This is a genomic window from Amycolatopsis palatopharyngis, from assembly GCF_003385185.1.
In the GTDB taxonomy this organism is placed as follows: domain Bacteria; phylum Actinomycetota; class Actinomycetes; order Mycobacteriales; family Pseudonocardiaceae; genus Amycolatopsis; species Amycolatopsis palatopharyngis.
Map to the genome: position 1 here is coordinate 1 of NZ_PQHZ01000025.1, position 19132 is coordinate 19132.

The window sequence follows — 19132 nt, forward strand, 5'->3', positions numbered from 1 at the left end:
ACCGACCTCGACAACCTCGCCCTGCTCTGCGAATCCCACCACCGACTCGTCCACCACGCCGGCTGGACCATCACCATGACCACCGGCACCCCCCGATACATCGCACCCGGATGGCTCGACCCCACCCGAACACCCCAACGAAACACCGCCCACGACCCACCCCGACGACCAAGGGGCGACCGCACCCACCCCAGCTTCAACCCCTGGACACGCCACCGACATCCCCACACACGAGATCCCGTTCCCAGCACCTGAGTTCGCTTCCCGCGTCGCTCGCCAAAAGCGGCGCGGCGGGAAATCCCGCCGCGCCGCCAGTGAAGATCTGTCTCCGACTCGGTTTCCTGCTCAGAACCGGAGATCGGCCAGGTACTTGTAGCCCACCTCGGCAGTGTTCAGCGCATCCGTCGGCTGGTCGTGCTCGACGATGAAGTGACTCACGTGGCCCCTGCGGGTGTCCCGGAAGATCTCGCCGAAGTCGATGGTCCCCGTACCGAGATCGGCGAAGCCGCCGCCGGGTTTACGGTCCTTGACGTGGAACTGCCGCACCCTGCCGAACTCGCGGTAGTACTGCTCGACCGGATCGATGCCACCTTCGACCAGCCAGTACAGGTCGTACTCGAAGTGAACATTGTGCCTGCTGGTCACTTCGGCGATCACGTCGAACGGCCGGACGCCGTCGATCTTCTGGAACTCGTGGGCGTGGTTGTGGTACCCGTACTTGATCCCGGCCTTGCGGAACGCCTCCCCTGCCTTGTCCAGCCGGGTGGCGAAGTCCCTCCACTCCGCGATGCTGCCGTAGTTCGCGTAGGCACAGTCGGCGTAGTGGTACCCGAGTACCTTCGCGTCGGCGATCAGCGCGTCCAGGTCCGCGCCGTCGAAACCGACGTGCGCGGATACCGCACGAAGGCCGTAACGGTCCAGCAGGCCGCGGAACTCCTGTACGGAACGACCATAGGTGCCGGCCAGTTCCACGTTGCGGTAGCCGATGTCGGCGAGCGCCTCGAGTGTGCCCTCGAGGTCCGCCCGCAGGTCGTTGCGCAGGGTGTAGAGCTGGATGCCGATCCGCTCCTTCGGCACTCGCCTGCCGGTCGACCAGCCGCTCGCCGCGACTGTTCCCGCGTTCGCGGTACCCGCCAGCGCACCGGCCGCACCGATCGCGGCCGCGGCTCCGACGGCTCCACGCAGCATCGACCTACGGGACAGGCCTCTCTCGTCGCTCATCATCGAGTTCCTTCCTTGGATTGGTTGCTGAACGCGGCGTCGAACGCCGCTGCCGGCTTGTCGAAGTTGAGGTTGCGGATGTACCCCACCGCCTCGGCCGCGCCGCGCAGCCGGTCCATCCCCGCGTCCTCCCACTCCACGGAAATCGGTCCCGTGTACCCGATGGAGTTGAGCGCACGGAACGCGCTCTCCCAGTCCACGTCGCCGTGCCCTGTGGAGACGAAATCCCAGCCCCTGCGCGCATCGGCCCAGGCGAGGTGCGATCCCAGCCGGCCGTTGCGGCCGTCGAACCGCTTCTTCGTGTCCTTGCAGTCGACGTGGTAGATCCGATCGGCGAAGTCCAGGATGAAACCGACCGGGTCGAGGTCCTGCCAGACGAAATGCGACGGGTCCCAGTTGAGCCCGAAGGCCGGCCGGTGCTCGACCGCCTCCAGCGTGCGTTGCGTCGTCCAGTAGTCGTACGCGATCTCCGATGGGTGCACCTCGTGGGCGAACCGCACCCCCTCCTTGTCGAACACGTCAAGGATCGGATTCCACCTGCGGGCGAAGTCCGCGTAACCGTCGTCGATGACTTCCTGCGATACGGGCGGGAACATCGCGACGTACTTCCAGATCTTCGAGCCGGTGAAGCCGACCACGGTGTCCACGCCGAACTTCGCCGCGGCGCGGGCGGTGTCCGCGAGTTCGGCAGCGGCTCGCTGACGCACCCCCTCCGGCTCGCCGTCACCCCAGATCCGCCCGGGCAGGATGTTGCGGTGCCGGTCGTCGATCGGGTCGTCGCAGACGGCCTGTCCCACCAAGTGGTTGGAGATGGTCCAGGCGTTGAGCCCGTAGGACTCCAGCAGCTTCCGGCGGTCGCGCACGTAGTCGTCCTCGGCCAGCGCCCTGTCCACCTCGAAGTGGTCGCCGGAACAGGCGATCTCCAGGCCGTCGTATCCCCACTCCGCGGCCAGCCTGCACACCTCCTCGAACGGGAGGTCGGCCCACTGCCCGGTGAACAGTGTGATCGGTCGGCTCATCGTGACTTTCCCTTCGCCTGCGTCGTGATTCCTTGCAGCTGCAACAGCAGGTCGCGCACCTCGGTAGCGTCGATCCGGCCCGCCTTCTCCACTGTGGACGGAATGGTGGAGTCGGAACAGAGCAGCACCGGCCCGTCCTCGGCGGTGTCCGGCAACCGTCCGTGTGAGCCACGTACGTATCGCGCATCGGTGGGCACGACCTTCATCGAATAGCGCAACCCGGCCTTCTTGCGCACCAGGTTCAATCCGGCTTTCGCCTTGGCGAGTGGGTCCGCCGGGTCGAAGAACAACTCGGCCGGATCGAAACCGGGCTTGCGGTGGATCTCCACTCCCCTGGCGAAGTCCGGCGCACGCTCGTCGTCGAGCCAGTAGTAGTAGGTGAACCAGGCATCGGGTTCCGCGACAGCCACCAGTTCACCGGCGCGTTCGTGATCGAGACCGTATCGCTTCTGGCCGTCACGATCGAGGACCTCGTCGACGCCGGGCAGCGCCGCCACCAGGTCCCGCACCCGATCGATATCCGACTCGTCCGCCACGTAGATATGCGCGATCTGATGGTCCGCCACGGCGAAGGCGCGAGAGGTCCATGGATCCAGGTACTCCATCCCCGCCTGGGTGTAGACCTCGAGCAGACCCTCCGTACGCAATGCCCTGTTGACGTCGACCGGGGTGCTGGCGGGAGTGATCCCGTACTCCGAAAGCGCCACCACCGTCGCCCCCGCCCGCTCGGCGTCCTTCAGCAGCGGAGCCACCTCGGCATCCACCGCCCGCGCGGCGGCGATCGCCTGCGGCGAGTCCGGTCCGAAACGCTGCAGGTCGTAGTCCAGGTGCGGCAGGTAGACCAGCTGCAGGTCGGGTCGCTCGTCCCAGAAGATCCGCCGGGCCGCCGCGACGATCCACCTGCTGGACTCGATGGAGGCCGTCGGCCCCCAGTAGTTGAAGAGCGGGAACGGCCCGAGCTCGGCCGTCAGCTGGTCGTGCAGTTGTGGCGGGCGGGCATAGCAGTCAGGCGACTTGCGGCCGTCCGCGTGGTAGATCGGCCGAGGAGTGATGGTGAAATCGGTGGTCGCTCCCATGGCATACCACCAGCAGATGTTGGCCGCGGTGTAGTCGGGGCGGGCCGCCCGCGCGGTCTCCCACACCTTCTCCCCGCCGACCAGACGGTTGTGCTGGCGCCAGAGGTACACCTCACCGAGGTCGCGGAAGTACCAGCCGTTGCCGACGATGCCGTGCTCGGCAGGCATCAGTCCGGTGAGGAACGTCGACTGGGCGCTGCACGTGACCGCGGGCAGCACCGTGCCCAGCTCGGCCTGCCAGCCTCGGCCGGCCAGCTTCGCGAGGTTGGGCATATAGCGCAAAAGTTTCGGGGTGAGCCCGACAACGTCGATCACCAACAGCTTGCTCACTGGTATACCTCCTGGTCTGCGAACGACGACCGCGCCCAGCGCAGCTCGTCCGCGATCCCGGTGACGAGGTCCTGCGGCTGCCACCGCCTGCCGCCGCGCGGTAGCACGCTCCACGTGTACGTCTCGACCTCGATGTGTGGCAGCTGTTCCGGCTCGTGTGCCCGCAGCGCGCCGACGGCCGAGGTGAGAACGTCGGTAGTCGAGGTGAGCGGCGACTGCGGATCGGCGTGCAGCGGCACGTGGAAGTGCACCCGCCAAGGCCCCTGTGCGGGCAGCGTGTCCAGCGCCTCCGGCAGGTCGTCCGCCGCGAGCACCGCACCCGACGGCGTCAGCTCGCGCACCTGGTGCAGATAGCGGGGTTCGGCGAAACGGGCGAGGGCCGCCCGTGCCTCCTCGGTGCCCGGTTCCGCCACATGCAGGGCGGCGGACGCCTGTACCTTCACCACCCGCAGGCCACTGCGATAGATCTGGTCCACCGCCTCGACCGGATCGGCGAACGACACCGCGAGGTGGCAGGTGTCCAGGCACAGACCGACATGCTCCGGCTCGACACGATCGGCGAGCCAGCCCACGGCGTCGGCGACCGTGTCGAGGACACAGCCCGGCTCCGGTTCCACCGCCAGGCGGATGGGTTGCTCGTGCCGCGCGAGCGCGGTCCGCAGCACCCTGGTCACCTCGTCCAAGGCGATGCCGGCACGGATATCGTGTGAAGCGTTCCACGGCTCCCGCCAAGCCAGCGGCAACGTGGAGATGCTCCCGTACGCGGCATCCTCCGGCAACAGATCGGCGAGCACGGTGATGCAGTCCAGCGTGTAGCGCAGACGGCGAACATCGGTCCACTGTGGAACGTAGACCTTGTGCTTGACCACGTCGTCATGGAATCCCTGATACGGGAAGGCGTTCATTGTCTGCACGGCCAGTCCGCGGGTCCGGAGTTCCTCCGCGAGCCGCAGACGCGCGGACCTGTCCTCGGCGAGCCCAGAAGCGACCTCGGCGGCCAGCCACAGTCCCACCCCGAGCCGGTCGACGCCCAGTTCCTCGCGCACCGGAACGGCATAGGTGTCGAGCTGTTCCAGAATCCCCGCCAGGTCCTCGGCGGGATGCACGTTCGTGCAGTAGGACAACAGCGTCATGATGCCGCCGAGCCCGCCGAGCCGGCGGCGTCCGGCCGGGCCCCACGCAGGACGGAGTTGCCCGCGAACGTCTCCGCCGTCGGTTCCGCCTGACCGACGTCCTCCAGCATCAGCTTTCCGCTCTGGCCGTAGAACTCCACCGGGTTCTGCCACAGCACCTTGTCCACATCGGCGACCGTGAAGCCGCCCGCAAGCATCGCGTCGCCGGTCTTCGCGGTCTTCAGCGGGTCCGACCGGCCCCAGTCCGCCGCCGAGTTCACCAGCACCCGCGAAGTGCCGTACTCGCGCAGGATCGCGACCATCCGTTGCTCGTCCATCTTGGTGTCCGGATAGATCGAGAAACCCATCCAGCAGCCCGAATCCGCGACCGGTCCGACGGTCACCTCGTTCAGGTGGTCCACCACCACCATCTCCGCGGCGATGCCGGACTCGCGAACCACATCGAGTGTGCGGCGCGTACCGGCGAGCTTGTCCCGGTGCGGGGTGTGCACCATTACCGGGAGTTCGTGCTCGACGGCCATCGCGAGCTGGCGAGTGAACGCGTCCTCCTCCGCTGGGGTCATCGAGTCGTAGCCGACCTCGCCGACCGCCACCACCCCGTCCTTGGCCAGGTACCTCGGCAGCACGTCGAGTACCTCCGTGCACCGAGGATCATTGGCCTCCTTCGGGTTCAGCGCCATCGTGCAGTGGTGCCGGATACCGAACTGCGCGGCACGGAAACGCTCCCAGCCGATCAGGCCGTCGAAGTAGTCGGTGAACGAACCGACGTTGGTGCGCGGCTGACCGAGCCAGAAGGCGGGTTCCACCAGCGCCCGCACGCCTGCCGCGTACATCTGCTCGTAGTCGGTGGTGGTCCGCGAAGTCATGTGGATATGCGGGTCGAAGATGCGGCGTTCAGTCATCGTCCTGCCTCCTGAAGAATCTGCGTGGCATCAACCGGCACTTCCCGCCCCGCCGCTTCGCGCTCCGCGGCGTAGTCCGCCACCATTCGCACGAGCTCACCGTCGGTCCGTTCGGCCAGCCCCGTGACGGCGGCCAGCGGCACACCGACGAACAGGCATTTCAGCACCCCATGACGCCAGGCGTGTGCGTCGAGGCAGCGGGCGGCGAACGGGCCGAGGGCGGCTGCCACCAACCGGAGATCGTTGGTACGCAACGCGTCCTCGACCAGCTCGCGCCCGGCGTCGGCCACCGTGTCCGGCAGCAGGTGCAGCGCACGCAAGACGCCTCTGCGTTCGGCGGCGTCGCCGTAGCGATACAGCGCGGTGATCTCGCCGGGCAACCGGTCCGGCGAAAAGGACTCGCCGAGCACCCCCAGCAGGCGTGCCCTTGCCAGGTCGTCGACCGTCCCGTGTACGAGGCCCTCCGGATCCAGTTCGGGCCGTAGCGCTGCCCTGCCGACCTTACGGCCGACGGCGGGGAACAATCGGCCCACCGCCGCCGGGTCCGACCGGATCGCCTGCTCCGCCTCGACCAGCCAGGGATGGTCCACTCCGGACGCCTCTGCCACCGGGGTGGCGGAAGCGGAGGCCACCGGCGGCGTGGCAGCGGGTAGCGCGGCGCGCAGTGCCGCCAGACTGCGCCGAGCCACATCCGGTGCGGCGTGACTGTGCCGGGGGAGCTCCACCGCGGCCACACCGGTATAGCCGACCTCTACCAGCGCGGCCAGCGTCGCCGCCAGGTCCAGCTGTCCCGTGCCGAACTCGAGATGCTCGTGTACGCCGGGCATCATGTCGTCCAGCTGCACGTTGACCAGCAACGGCGCCGCCTGCCGGATGCAGTCCGCGGCGCTGGAGGGTTCGATCGCCACACAGTGCCCGACATCGAGGGTGATGCCGAGTTGCTCGGGGTCGCCCAACTCCGCACGCAGACGCAGCGCATCCGCCAGGTGGGCGACGAAGTGCCCCGGCTCCGGCTCGAGTCCGAGTCGCACACCCCGCGCGGTGGCCTCGGCCACCACTGTGTCCACACCGGACAGCATCCGCTCCCAGGCGATCCTGGTGTCGAGGTCTGCGGGCAGCGCACCCGACCAGAACGACACGCATTCCGCGCCCAGTTCGCCCCCGATCAGCACGGCCCTGCGCAGGAAGTCCAGTCGTGGCCCCGGCTCGTCGGAGAGCAGCGTCGGGTGGTGCTTGCGGTACGGGTCAAGCAGGTAGCGTGCACCGGTTTCCACCACCACCCGCAACCCCAGCCTGCCGAGCTGATCGCCGACCCGGCGCAACTGTGCGGAAAGGTCATCGGCGAACGGATCGAGGTGGCAGTGATCCAGCGTCAATGCGACACTGGTGTAACCGAGGTCGGCGAGCACCTCGAGCGCGTCGTCAAGTCTGTGGTTCGCGAAACCGTTGGTGCCGTAGCCAAGGTCGAGCGGGAGACTGTTCACTGCCACCTCCGGAATGTGCACGTCCACTCACGTCGTTCACTCACGTCACTGGGTCGTCGATCATGTGGGGCTCACACGCTTGGCCAGCTTCCGGGCCACCGGAAGCGCTCCGGCCAACAGCACGGCCGAGCGCACCGAGCCGTGCCGCGCGGCGAGGCTCGCTTGCAACGGGACCATGCCGTGGATTCCGGCCATTGTGGCCGTACGGATCCGGTCCGCCGTGGGCCGCTGCGCGGCCGCGAACTGGGCACGGCCCACAGTCGCCGCGAAACCGCCGCCGAAGGCGGCACCGGCGAGCCGGTCACGCCACGATCGGCTGCGGCCGGTGACCGCCAGCGCGGTAGAGACGGCGGTGCCCGCGACCGCGGCGCTCGCCGTGTCGGAGGAGCCGCCGCGCACCTCACCCGCCGAAAGCGCGGTCACACCCATCGTGTGCACGCCGAACGCAGCGGCCGCGGGCAGCGCCGAACGAAGGGATCCACCGGAGGCGCCGAGCAGGACGTCGAGCATCCGGCAGGTGGCCATTCCCAGTGGTCCTGCGCTGGTGCCCTTCAACCTGGTGTCGTATGCCAGCACCGCCGCGGCCAGCGGAAGCGCTATCCGGAATCCGCGCTGGCCGCCGCCGAGACGGGACAGCCCGAGCCCGGCGGCGGTCAGCACACCCCCAGTGGTGAGCGCCGCGGACGCACTCACCCGGCCTGAAGGGATCGGTCGTTCCGGGCGCTCGATCGCGTCGAGGTCCCGGTCGGCCCAGTCGTTGAGCGCCATACCTGCCCAGTAGAAGGAGGCGGAAGCCAACGGCAGCAGCAGCCGCCTGCCGCGCAACGGGTTGCGCCCAGCGGCGGCGCCGGCCACGGTGTCGCCGAGCACCGTCAGGGCGGCGGGTGCCCGGACCAGTTGGGCGTAGGCGCCGGCCTGGGACGGGGTCTTCGAGATCACGGCTTTCGTGCTCACAGCTCGCCCGCCCACTTCCGCAGCGCGGCCGCCTGTTCGGCCAGCCGATGCTCGTCACTGCCCACCGGGTCCTTGAAGAAGAACGCCAGCGCACCGAGCGGGCCGCTCTGCCCAGCGGCGTGTGCGGCCGCGGTGAACCGCGCCAGGTCCAGTACCAGCGGAGCGGCCAGTGAGGAGTCGTATCCGGTCCAGGTGAACTGCAAGCTCATCCTGGTACCGAGGAAACCTTCGAAGGACACGTTGTCCCAGGCGATCTTCTGCTCACCGAGGTCCGGCACGTTGTCGATGTGCAACGGCGCGGTCACCGCCGCACCGAGCAGTGTCTCCAGTCCACGTCCCTTGGAGACAAGTTTGCTGCTCGCGTGCTCGGCGTCGGCGAGAGTGAGACCGTCACCGCCGCCGAGCAGGTTAGTGCCCGCCCAGGATCGGACGGCGAGGGCGCGGGTGGTGAACATCGGAGCGATCGCGCTGCGGACGAGGGTTTCACCGGTCTTGCCGTCCGAGCCCGCGTAGGGCAGCTCGAGTTCGATGGCCAGCTGCTCCAGCGCGGGCAGCCGGACGCCGGTGGACGGCGTGAAGTCGACATAGGGACATCCGGCACGCAGTGCCGCGTAAGCCGCGATCGAACTCGGTGGCAGCACCGTTCTTCCTGGCACCGACATCGCCGCCTCGAGGGCTTCCAGCGTCCGATGTTCCGGCAGTTCGGGAAACACCGGTTCGGTGGAGGACACGTTGAGCACGATCACCCGGCGCAGGCCTCGGCGCCGAGCGAACGCGGTGATATCGGCTGACAGGGATCGAGCCGCATCCGCCTGGGAGCCAGGATGCGTCGCGGGGTGATAGCCGGGGCGCAGCTCGGCGTCCACTTCGGAGAGTCCGTCGCGCACGGCGTGGAAGACGCGATGCGGGATGACTCCGGACTCGGTGAGCAGCTCGGCACGCTTCTCCAGCGGAGTCTGCACGATGTCGTGCCCGCCGATGTGCAACTCGTCCCAGCCGGGAAGGTCCAGTCCGTCGAACGCGGCGGTGGCGCTGACGCATCCGGTGGGCTCGACAATGCCCGCGCGCAGCGCGAGCAGTCCCGTGATCGCCGTAGTGGCCACCGAACCTCTGGCACCGACCAGCCACAGTCCGGTGGGTCCGATCTCTGCCATGAACTACCTTGCCTTCCCGTGTTCGGCGGGCCGTGACTCACTCGCCGACGGTGGCGAGTGGGCGGATGGGCGCCCGCGACGGTGCGAGCGCCCATCCTGGTCCGACTCACTGTGTTCGTTCAGCTGGACCAGCCGGATGGCTAGTCCGAGGTGCTGGCCTCGGCCAGCGGTGCACCCCCCTCGATATCGCCAGCCACCGCTTCGGCGTCACGCACCAGCGTGACGCGGACGATGTCGTCACCGATGAGGGACTCGTCGTCGGCGAACCTGGCGAACTTTGTCAGGTGCCGGATCGACTTGCTGTCCTGCCCCCTGACCTCCGCCTTGCGGGCGTTGTTCAACTGGGCCGACAGCTTCTTGTACGCCGCGAGCGACAGCCGGTCGGTGGCCCTGAAGCGGTCGACCAGTTGGCCGATGTCACGCAGTGACGTGGTCGAGGCGAAGGACACCGACTGCTCGGCACGGTTACCCGCCTCGTCCTCCGCGGTCACCGACAGCGTGTGCGCGCCCAGCGGCAACTGGTGCAGTGGCAGAACGGCACCGGAGGTGACCGCCTCCCCGTCCAGCGTCGCCGACTGCTCCGCGATCCCGGACGTCGCGTCCGATGCGCTCCACGAGATCACCAGGTCGGTGGCATCGCCGTACACCCGGCCCTGCGCCACGCCGGCCACCATCACCGTCGGATTGGTGGCGTCGATCTTCACCGTTGCCGCCTTGTCCGACTCGACGTTGCCCGCCTTGTCCACGGCCCGGTAGAGCAGCGAATGCTCGCCGTCACCGGAGATCACCACTGGCTCGGTGTAGGCCGTCCAATCACCGCCGTCGAGGCTCCACTCGATCCGGTCGACACCGGAGGCCGGTGCCACACCGCCCTCGTCGGTCGCCTCCAGCACCACCGGCACCTCGCCCGCGTGCCAGTCACCCTGTCCCGGTTCCGGGAAGCTCGCCTCGGTGACCGGTGCGACACCGTCGAGTTCGGCGATCTGGATGTCGCGGAACGAGACGTCGTCGGAGCCTCCGTGGTTCTGGATCCCGATGAAGCCCTGGGTCAGGTCCCGGTTCGGGTCCGTACTGACGAACTCGTTGATCAGGGAGCCGTTGAGCAGCACCTTGATCGTCTGGCCCTTGACCACGATCTCGTACGAGTTCCACTCACCCGGCGGCTTCAGCGCGGCGTCGCGCGCTTCGATGTCGGCCGACTGGAAGCTGTAGACCGATCCCGTGGTCCGGTCCGGCGCATCGGTGGCGTCGATCTGGATCTCGTATCCCTGGTTGACCGCGACCCACGGATCGTTTCCGGGGTCCGGGAATCCGACGAAGATCCCGGAGTTGTCGTCCCCGGCCATCTTCCAGTCCAGCTTCAGGCTGTACGCGCCGAACTCCTGCTCGTACAGGTACAGCCCCATGCCACCGACCGAGCGGATCGAGCAGTCGCTCTGGTGGTCGAAGGAACCAGGACCGGCCTGCCGCCAGCCGTCCATGCTCGCCTCGGTGCCGTCGAAGAGCATGGTGTAGCCCTCCTCCGGTGCCGAGGGCTCGCATGTCCGCGGTTCCGGCTGTGCCACGCCGGGCCCCTGCACGTTGAGGACGTCCACATCGAACAGTCCACCAGTTCCGGTTCCCTTGAACACCAGGTACAGCGGCTTGGTGCCGCCCGGGTCCGCGACAGGTGCGGGTGCGATATCGGTGTAGTTGTCCCAGCCGCCGGTGCTGCCCACCTGCACGGTCTGCACGAGTGGGCCGTCCAGGGATCCGGAACGGACCTCGATGGTGCCGCCCGCGCCACCGGAGGACACCCGGTAACCGATGGCCTCGACGCCGGTCAGGTTGACCGGGTCGAACTTGATCCAGTCGCCGTCGTCGATGTAGCCGACCCGCTTGCCGCCACTGGCTCCGGCGGCGTCGACGATCTGGACCCCGTTGTGCTCGGTGTAGAACTCGGCCTGCTTGGTCTTGGGCTGCAGGATGCTCTCGTCCGAGCCTTCCAGTGCGGGAACGTCACCCGCGCCGGCGTCGGTGTAGTAGGCATTGATCACGCCGAAGACGTCGGCGTCCAGCCCATGCCCCTCGTCGGCAGGCGTCTCGATCACTCCCTCGCAACCGGTGGCCCTGCTCAACGGGTGCCCGTGGTCGTTGTGACCAAGGATGTACTCGACGGTCACCTTCGAGCAGTCGATCTGGCCGTCCTCCGGATCGGTCACCGTGACCTTGAACGGCACGTCGTCACCGAAACCGAAGAATCCACCGTCCACCGGCGTCTCGAGTCGCACGGTCGGCGCGGTGTTGCCCGCGGTGATCACCGCGCTGACGGAACCGGTCAGCCCGGTCTCGTCGGTGACCGACAGCTGGGCGTTGTACTGCCCTGGCTCGTCATAGGTGTGGGACACCGGCCCCGCCTCGGTGGAGTCGGTGTTGCCATCACCGTCGAAGTCCCACGCGTAGGCCAACGCGCCACCGTCTTCGTCCACTGTGCCAGCCGGATCGAAGTTGACCTCGAGCGGAGCGGGGCCGGAAGTCCTGTCCGTGGCCAGTTGCACGGAAGGAGTCCGGTTGCCCTTGGTGTAGTCGATTCGGTAAACGGCCGAGTCCGCCGAGCCACCGAAATAGCCACTGCCGTAGTCCAGGACGTAGAGCGACCCCTCCGGCCCGAACTCGATGTTCATCGGCCGGGTCAGGTCCATCGACTCGAAGAACGTCTCGATGGCCCCTCGTTCACCGTTCGGGCCGACCTCGATGGGCTTGATCCAGCTGCGCTCCCACTCGTAGGCGAAGGTCTTGCCGTCGTAGTACTCCGGGAACTTCGTCGGCGAGTCGAGGCCGGGATCGTAGTTGTACACCGGCCCGCCCATGGGCGATTCGCTTCCGGTGCCGAACTCCGGCACGGACCCACCGTCGTACGGGATCCACGCGGGCTGAGCGGGCGGCAGGTCGACCAGCCCGGTGTTGTGCCTGCTCTCGTTCTTCGGGGCCGCACAGTCGAAGGCTGGACCGGACTCGCCGGTGGCGAAGTCGTAGTCGCGGTACGACAGGTTGTCTCCGACGCACAGCGGCCAGCCGAAGTTGCCCGCCTCCTTGATCAGATTGAACTCCACCGTGCCACCAGGACCACGTTCGGGATTGGCGGAACCCGCGTCGGGTCCGTAGTCGCCGAGGTAGATCCAGCCGGTCTCCTTGTCGACCGCGAAACGGAACGGGTTACGGAAGCCCATGGCGTAGACCTCCGGCCGGGTCTTCTCCGTACCCGGCGCGAACAGGTTGCCCTCGGGGATGGTGTAGCTACCGTCCTCCTGTACCGAGATTCGCAGCAGCTTGCCCCGCAGGTCATTCGTGTTCGCCGAGGTGCGGCGGGCATCGAACACCGGATTGCGGTCGGCGCGTTCGTCGATCGGGCTGTAGCCGTCGGAGGCGAACGGGTTGGTGTCGTCCCCTGTGGACAGCAACAGGTTTCCCTGCGCGTCGAAGTCGATCTCACCCCCCGCGTGGCAGCAGATGCCTCGATCCGCTGGAACACGAAGGATCTGCTGCTCGCTCGCGAGATCGAGGGTGCCCTCCGCGGTGAGCTTGTACCTGGAAAGCTGGTTGTGTCCCTTGAACGGCGCGAAGTCCGCCTCGGTCCCGTTCTCCGGCGCATCGCCAGGTGGGGTGTCCAGCGGCGGGGCGTAGTAGAGGTAAACCCAGTTGTTCTCCGCGAAGTCCGGGTCGACGGCGATACCCTGCAGCCCATCCTCGTCGTGGTTGTACACGTCGAGCTTCGCGGCGAGCGAGGTGGTGGCCTGCGGTGTGGTCAGCCAGACCTCACCGTCGCGGGAGGTGTGCAGGACTCGGCGGTCGGGCAGCACGGCCAGCGCGATGGGCTCGCCCGTGCGCTCCTCACCCTTCGCCAGCGTGACCTGGTCGAAGTCCTCGTCGGCCGGATCGCCCGTACCCGGGTCCGGCGCCGAGCAGTCGGCGTCGCGCTCGCCTGCGGCATAAAGGATCCCGCCCACCAGGTGACCGCGGAACTCGGTCTCGGCGTAGGACCCCTCGGTGTGCCCGCCGCCGGTGTACCAGGCGCGGCCGCCGCTGTTCTCGTGGCACCAGGCGATGGGATGGTCGCCCATCGCGCCACTGCCCGCGTCGTAGCTGGACTCGTCGAGCGCGGCGAGTACGTGTACGTCCTGCCGTGGGTTCGCCCTGAAGTTGTACCACTCGTCGGTACGGGTCCACTGATAAGGCAGGTCCGCTGTGGAGGGATGCTGGCGGTCCTCTACGTTGACCGTCGCCTCCTGGATTTGGGGGTGTGACTGGAAGTAGGCGCCCACCAGGTCGCCATACCAGGGCCAGTCGTACTCGGTGTCCGAAGCGGCATGCACTCCGGCGTATCCGCCGCCCGCTGCGACGTAGCGCTCGAATGCGCCCTGCTGCTGCTCGTTCAGCACGTCACCGGTGGTGGACAACCACACCACGGCATCGTAACCCGCCAGGTTCTCGTCGGTGAACGCCGCCGCGTCCTCGGTCGCGTCGACGGCGAAGCCGTTCTGCTCGCCCAGTTCCTCGATCGTGGCGATGCCGGTAGGGATCGACCCATGGCGGTAGCCCGCGGTCTTGGAGAAGACCAGGACACTCGCCGACTCGGCGGCCTCGGTCCCTGGGTCCCCGGCCTGCGCGGCGGCCGAAGGCAGGCCCGCGCCGAAACCGGTACACAGCGCGAGTACGGCCGCGCCGACCCGCCGTGCATGCCCGCCTTGCTTGCCCAGCCTGGGAAATCTGCCTGATGATCTTTGTCTGGTACCGCTGCTTCTTTGCACTTGTACCTGCGCTCCTTGCTCGCAAACCGGTGGGGACGGTTGAGCTTGTGTTTCGCTGACTCCTCCCTCCAGTGACAGGTGGCTCAGGCGCCGGGCAGTACCTCCGACCACTGCGAGCCAGCGGCGGCACTCTGTTCCACCGCGCCGAGCACCTGCTGCACCCGCAGGCCGTCGGCGAAGCTCGGGCTGGCCGGCTCGCCAGTCCCGATCGCGGTGAGGAAGTCGGCGACCTCGTGGGTGAACGTGTGCTCGTACCCGAGCAGGTGGCCTGGTGGCCACCAGGCGCCCACATATGGGTGGTCCTGCTCGGTCACGACGATGCGCCGGAAGCCCTGGGTGTCGGACGGGTCATCTCCGTCGCAGAACCACAGCTCGTTCATCGACTCGAAGTCGAAGCTCAGGCTCCCCCTGGAACCGTTGATCTCCAGGCGCATCGCGTTCTTCCGGCCGAGGGCGTAGCGGGTGGCCTCGAAGCTCGCGACTGCGCCTGAGGAGAAGCGGCCGACGAACAACGCGCAGTCGTCGACGGTGACCTTCTCGGTTCCCCCGTCCGCGGGACGCTCACCGACGAAGGTCTCGGTCAGCCCGGTCACCCCGGTCAGCACGTCACCGGTGACGAACTGGGTGGCATCGACGATATGCGCGCCGATGTCGCCAAGTGCACCGGACCCGGCCTGTTCCTTGCGCAGTCGCCAGGTCATCGGCGACTCGGCGTCGGAGAGCCAGTCCTGCAGGTAGACCGCGCGTACGTGGCGCAACGTGCCGAGCCTGCCCTCGGCGATCAGCCGCCGGGCCAGTGCGAGGGCGGGCACCCTGCGGTAGTTGAACGCCACCATCGAGTGCACGCCCTCGCGCGCCGCCTTCGCGGCCGCCTCGGCCATCACCTCCGCTTCGGCGACGGAGTTGGCCAGGGGCTTCTCGCACAGCACGTGCTTGCCCGCGGCCAGCGCGGCGACGGCGATCTCGCAGTGGGTGTGGCCGGGCGTACAGATGTCGACGACGTCGACATCGTCCCTGGAAATGATCGCCCGCCAGTCGGTCTCCACCGACTCCCAGCCGTACCGCTCCGCCGCCTCCTTCGTCCGCCGCTCGTCCCGGCCACCGAGCACGGTCAGCCGCGGCGGTCTCGGAACATCGAAGAACCGGTGCACGTTTCGCCACGCGTGCGAATGCACCGCTCCCATGAACGAGTGGCCGACCATGGCGACGCCGACAGCGTCCCCCGACATCTGACTCATCGAGAATCCCCTTGTAGTGAAGGTCATGCGGAACCGGTGGCGGCCCTTAGGCCGCCGGATTACGAGTCGAAACTGACGTCCATGTAGGAGTCGACGTTCTCCTTGGTCACCACGGCCGAGTAAGTGGTGAGTTCCGAAGGGATCTCGTGCTCGGCGAGGTCGCCGATGCCCTTGCTCTGTCCGAGCAGCCTGGCCATCGCCACCGCGGAGGACGCCATCGACGGGCTGTAGAGCACGGTCGCCTTGATGACGGAGTTGTCGGCCTTGATCCGCTCCATCATGTTGCGGGAACCCGCGCCGCCGACCATGAAGAAGTCGCTTCGGCCGGCGTTCTCGATGGCGGCCACCACGCCGATGCCCTGGTCGTCGTCGTGGTTCCACAGCGCGTCGAGCTTCGGCGCACCCTGCAGGAGGTTGGCCGTCTTCTGCTGCCCCGACTCCGGCGTGAACTCCGCAGCGACCCGTGGGCCGACCGAGAAGCCGTGCTTCTGCAGCGCGTCCTTGAAGCCCTTGCTGCGTTCCTGGGTCAGCGGCAGTGCGTCTATCCCCGCGACCTCGCCGATGATCGGGTTGGCCACGCCCTTGCGCTTGAGCTCCTCGGCGATGTAATTGCCCGCGTTGACGCCCATGCGGTAGTTGTCGCCGCCGATCCAGGCGCGGTAGGCGAGCGGAGTGTCGAAGACGCGGTCCACGTTGATCACCGGGATTCCGGCGTCCATCGCCTTCTGTGCGACCGAGGTCAGTGCCTTGCCGTCGAACGGAAGGATCACCAGCACGCCGACCTTCGCGTTGATCAGGGACTCGACCTGCGCGATCTGCTGGACAACATCGTTGGTGCCCTCGGTCGCGTTCAGCGTGACATCGGGGTAGTTCTCCGCCTGTGCCCTGGCATTGATCGTGACCGCGGCCATCCAGCCGTGGTCGGCCGCGGGCGCGGAGAAGCCGATGGTCACCGGCGGCCCCGGCTCGGTGTTGCTGCCCTGGTTCCCTGCGGCCTGCGGCGAACCCTCGTCCTGTGGCGCCTCGTTCGAGGTGCATCCGGCAAGCACCGCGCCGGCGCCGAGCCCGGCCGCGCCGAGCAGGAATCCGCGACGGGCGAGAATCGATCCATTTTCTGTCATGACTTGCTCCCGGTTGGCACGGTGGGTTGGGGTTCGGACAGGGGGGAGGACTGTGGCGGGCCCGGCGATTTACCCTTGCGCTTCGCCGACGTGGTGTGCTGCAGCAGCACGGCGGCGACGATGATCGCGCCCTTGGCGATGCTCTGGATGTCGGTATCCAGGTTGTTCTGGGTGAAGATGCTGCTGACGACGGTGAAGATCAGGACACCAATCAGCGTGCCGATCAGGCTGCCACGGCCGCCCGAGAGCAGCGTGCCGCCGATGACCACCGCCGCGATGGCGTCGAGTTCGTAGAACATGCCGTTGGTGGACGCACCGGAGGTGGTCTGCGCGACCACCAACATCGCGGCGATCCCGCAGCAGAGACCGCTGATGCCGTAGACGAGCGCGGTGTGCCGCTTGACGTTGATGCCGGAGAGCCTGGCCGCCTCGGAGTTGCCGCCGATGGCGTAGGTACGCCTGCCGAACGTCGTCCGGTTCAGCACAATCCAGCCCACCAGGAATACCAGCGCGAGCGTCCACACCAGTGCCGGAATGCCGAGGAAGTCACCGTTGAAGAACTCGGTGAAGCCGGTTTCGGTGACGACCTGGGTCTGCCGGTCGCTGAGACGTTCGGCCAGACCGCGCGCCGAGGCCATCATCGCCAGGGTGGTGATGAACGGGACCACCTTGCCGTAGGAGACCAGCATCCCGTTGACGAGTCCCGCCCCGAGCCCGACCAGCACAGCGCAGAGCACCATCACGAACGGCCCGTACGCCTGCGTAGCGACGGTCGTCATCCACACACTGGACAGCGCCACGAGCGAACCGACCGAGAGGTCGATCCCGCCCGCGATGATCACGAAGGTCATCCCGACGCTGACCACGCCGATGGCCGCGGCCAGCCGCAGCATCAAGGAGAGATTCTGCTGCGTCGCGAATGTCTCGGGCTGGGTGATGTAGCCGACCACGCAGAGCAGGACGAGCACACCGGCCAGTCCGAGCAGCCGGACGTCGAGGCGCAGGGAACTGCGCAGCGCACTGTCCTGTTTGGGACGAACCGGCGGCCGGTCGAGTGTTTCGGTCACGCCGCACTTCCTTCCATGACCAAGTCGAGAACTCCTGCTTCCGTGATGTCGTCCGAAGATCGATCGGCGACGACTTGTCCCTCCCGCAGCACCAGCACGCGGTCGGCGAGGCCGAGCACCTCGGGAATCTCACTCGAGACGAGCACGATGGCCACTCCGCTCGCGGCGAGCTCGTGAATGAGCCGGTACAGCTCGGCGCGGGCACCGACGTCGACTCCCCTGGTGGGCTCGTCGAGCAGCAGCACCTTGCAGCCGTGCACGAGCCACCTGGCCACGACGGCCTTCTGCTGGTTGCCGCCGGAGAGCGTGCGAATGAGCCGGGCCGGGTCGGCGGGCCGGAGGTCCAGACGCTCCAGTGTGGACTTCGCGTCCTGCTTCTCCCTGCCGCTCTGGCTGAATCCCATGGTGCTGTACTCGCCGAGGCTCGCCAGCGTGACGTTGTGGGTGACCGACATGTCCAGAAGCAGCGCCTGCGCCTTGCGCTCCTCAGGGGCCAGTCCCACTCCGGCGTCCACCGCGGCGGCGACGCTGCCGGAACGAAGCTGCTTCCCCTCGACGGACACCGTCCCCGCGTCAGCCTTGCGAGCACCGAAGATCGTTTCCAGTATCTCACTGCGGCCAGCGCCGACCAGGCCCGCGAACCCGATGATCTCGCCCGCCCTCGCGGAGAAGGTGATGTCGGAGAATTCGCCAGCGCGCCCGAGTCCGGACACGTGCAGGATCTCGGCACCGAACTCGGTTTCCGCGGAGGCGGCGGCCCGGAAGGCGGTCTCCACCTTGCGTCCGGCCATCCGGTCGACCAGTTCGGAACTCGGGGTCGCGCGCGCGTCCAGATTGGCGGCGACCGTACGGCCGTCCTTGATCACGGTCACCCTGTGCCCGATTCGGCGGATCTCGTCCATTCGGTGGGAGATGTAGACGACCGCCACTCCACTCTCGGTCAGCTCCCCCACAATGCGGAACAGGTTGTCGACCTCGTCGCCCGCCAGCGCCGCGGTCGGTTCGTCCATCACCATCAGGCGGGTGTCGTGGGCAAGCGCCCTGGCCATGGAGACGAGCTGTTGCGCGGCGGCGGGCAGCTTGCCCACCTCGGCTCCTGGCGGGATCTCGGCGTGACCCAGCCTGGCCAGCAACCGCGAGGTCTCCGCGGCCGCGGCGGCCGGGCGAACGAATCCGAACCGGGCGCGCTCGTGCCCGAGGAACACGTTTTCCGTCACCGACAGCGTGGGAATGAGGTCCAGCTCCTGGTACATGGTGGCGATCCCCCGCTTGAGCGCGGCGACCGGCGAACCGAGGGACACCGCCTCCCCCCGCCAGACGATCTCGCCCGCATCCGGCTGGTGCGCACCCGCGAGGGTCTTGATCAGGGTCGACTTGCCTGCCCCGTTCTGACCCAGCAGGCAATGCACCTCGCCGGCCCGTACTTCCAGGTCAACGCCGTCCAGCGCACGTACTCCGGGGAAGAGCTTGACGATTCCCCGCATCTCCAGCAACGGTCGTCCGGTGTCGTTCACACCCTCACCACCGTTCGGAGCGTGCAGACTTAAATCCACTTCGGCCTCACTTCGTCTTGTGCCATGCAAAAGTAGAGTGACGCCGAACACCCGTCAAGGTGAACTTTGCTGAGCTTGACCACTACGGGCCGT

General features: G+C 67.7%; 13 protein-coding genes and 1 pseudogene. 1 reads left to right on the forward strand and 13 read right to left on the reverse strand.

Going from position 1 to position 19132, the window contains the following annotated elements; genetic code table 11:
• A pseudogene (locus tag D0C15_RS34765) lies at positions 1 to 255 on the forward strand (hypothetical protein); the annotation flags it as partial.
• A gap of 90 nt (positions 256 to 345) precedes the next feature.
• On the opposite strand, the gene D0C15_RS19265 reads toward D0C15_RS34765, so the two are convergent.
• The 13 genes from D0C15_RS19265 to D0C15_RS19325 all read right to left on the reverse strand — a co-directional run bounded on the left by D0C15_RS19265 (position 346) and on the right by D0C15_RS19325 (position 18970).
• Complete coding sequence (locus tag D0C15_RS19265; protein WP_116047399.1) at positions 346 to 1221, reverse strand: sugar phosphate isomerase/epimerase family protein; 876 nt, start codon at positions 1219 to 1221, stop codon at positions 346 to 348.
• The gene (locus D0C15_RS19270; protein ID WP_116047401.1) at positions 1221 to 2240 is read right to left on the reverse strand and encodes a sugar phosphate isomerase/epimerase family protein; all 1020 of its coding nucleotides are present in this window, start codon (positions 2238 to 2240) and stop codon (positions 1221 to 1223) included. The genes D0C15_RS19265 and D0C15_RS19270 overlap by 1 nt, the downstream gene beginning before the upstream one ends.
• Positions 2237 to 3646 (reverse strand): alkaline phosphatase family protein, encoded by a 1410-nt coding sequence (locus D0C15_RS19275; RefSeq protein ID WP_116047404.1) that lies wholly within the window; start codon positions 3644 to 3646, stop codon positions 2237 to 2239. The genes D0C15_RS19270 and D0C15_RS19275 overlap by 4 nt, the downstream gene beginning before the upstream one ends.
• Positions 3643 to 4773 (reverse strand): metabolite traffic protein EboE, encoded by a 1131-nt coding sequence (eboE, locus tag D0C15_RS19280; protein WP_116047530.1) that lies wholly within the window; start codon positions 4771 to 4773, stop codon positions 3643 to 3645. Before eboE ends, D0C15_RS19275 begins: the two co-directional genes overlap by 4 nt.
• 2 nt (positions 4774 to 4775) lie before the next feature.
• Positions 4776 to 5681 (reverse strand): TatD family hydrolase, encoded by a 906-nt coding sequence (locus D0C15_RS19285; protein ID WP_116047406.1) that lies wholly within the window; start codon positions 5679 to 5681, stop codon positions 4776 to 4778.
• Positions 5678 to 7171, reverse strand: coding sequence for an EboA domain-containing protein (locus D0C15_RS19290; protein ID WP_425455408.1), 1494 nt, complete (start codon positions 7169 to 7171; stop codon positions 5678 to 5680). The genes D0C15_RS19285 and D0C15_RS19290 overlap by 4 nt, the downstream gene beginning before the upstream one ends.
• 54 nt (positions 7172 to 7225) lie before the next feature.
• Positions 7226 to 8119, reverse strand: coding sequence for an SCO3242 family prenyltransferase (locus D0C15_RS19295; RefSeq protein ID WP_245976008.1), 894 nt, complete (start codon positions 8117 to 8119; stop codon positions 7226 to 7228).
• The gene (locus tag D0C15_RS19300; RefSeq protein WP_116047538.1) at positions 8116 to 9264 is read right to left on the reverse strand and encodes an inositol-3-phosphate synthase; all 1149 of its coding nucleotides are present in this window, start codon (positions 9262 to 9264) and stop codon (positions 8116 to 8118) included. Before D0C15_RS19300 ends, D0C15_RS19295 begins: the two co-directional genes overlap by 4 nt.
• 149 nt (positions 9265 to 9413) lie before the next feature.
• Positions 9414 to 14060 (reverse strand): ThuA domain-containing protein, encoded by a 4647-nt coding sequence (locus D0C15_RS19305; RefSeq protein ID WP_116047409.1) that lies wholly within the window; start codon positions 14058 to 14060, stop codon positions 9414 to 9416.
• Positions 14061 to 14143: 83 nt separating this feature from the next.
• Positions 14144 to 15298 carry a Gfo/Idh/MocA family protein gene (locus D0C15_RS19310; RefSeq protein WP_245976009.1) on the reverse strand — a complete coding sequence of 385 codons (1155 nt, stop codon included), beginning with the start codon at positions 15296 to 15298 and terminating at the stop codon, positions 14144 to 14146.
• A 59-nt stretch (positions 15299 to 15357) separates the two neighbouring features.
• Positions 15358 to 16419 carry a substrate-binding domain-containing protein gene (locus tag D0C15_RS19315; RefSeq protein WP_116047411.1) on the reverse strand — a complete coding sequence of 354 codons (1062 nt, stop codon included), beginning with the start codon at positions 16417 to 16419 and terminating at the stop codon, positions 15358 to 15360.
• A complete protein-coding gene (locus D0C15_RS19320) occupies positions 16416 to 17486 on the reverse strand; it encodes an ABC transporter permease (RefSeq protein ID WP_116047414.1) in 1071 nt (356 codons plus the stop codon). Before D0C15_RS19320 ends, D0C15_RS19315 begins: the two co-directional genes overlap by 4 nt.
• On the reverse strand, positions 17483 to 18970 hold the full coding sequence (locus D0C15_RS19325) for a sugar ABC transporter ATP-binding protein (RefSeq protein ID WP_116047544.1): 1488 nt from the start codon (positions 18968 to 18970) through the stop codon (positions 17483 to 17485). Before D0C15_RS19325 ends, D0C15_RS19320 begins: the two co-directional genes overlap by 4 nt.
• Positions 18971 to 19132 lie beyond the last annotated feature (162 nt).

What these genes read in the sequence shown, in the direction of transcription:
- D0C15_RS19325 (WP_116047544.1), bottom strand. Translation starts at nt 18,970, where the DNA reads ATGCGGGGAATCGTCAAGCTCTTCCCCGGAGTACGTGCGCTGGACGGC.
- D0C15_RS19285 (WP_116047406.1), bottom strand. Translation starts at nt 5,681, where the DNA reads ATGACTGAACGCCGCATCTTCGACCCGCATATCCACATGACTTCGCGG.
- D0C15_RS19265 (WP_116047399.1), bottom strand. Translation starts at nt 1,221, where the DNA reads ATGAGCGACGAGAGAGGCCTGTCCCGTAGGTCGATGCTGCGTGGAGCC.
- D0C15_RS19310 (WP_245976009.1), bottom strand. Translation starts at nt 15,298, where the DNA reads ATGAGTCAGATGTCGGGGGACGCTGTCGGCGTCGCCATGGTCGGCCAC.
- D0C15_RS19270 (WP_116047401.1), bottom strand. Translation starts at nt 2,240, where the DNA reads ATGAGCCGACCGATCACACTGTTCACCGGGCAGTGGGCCGACCTCCCG.
- D0C15_RS19315 (WP_116047411.1), bottom strand. Translation starts at nt 16,419, where the DNA reads ATGACAGAAAATGGATCGATTCTCGCCCGTCGCGGATTCCTGCTCGGC.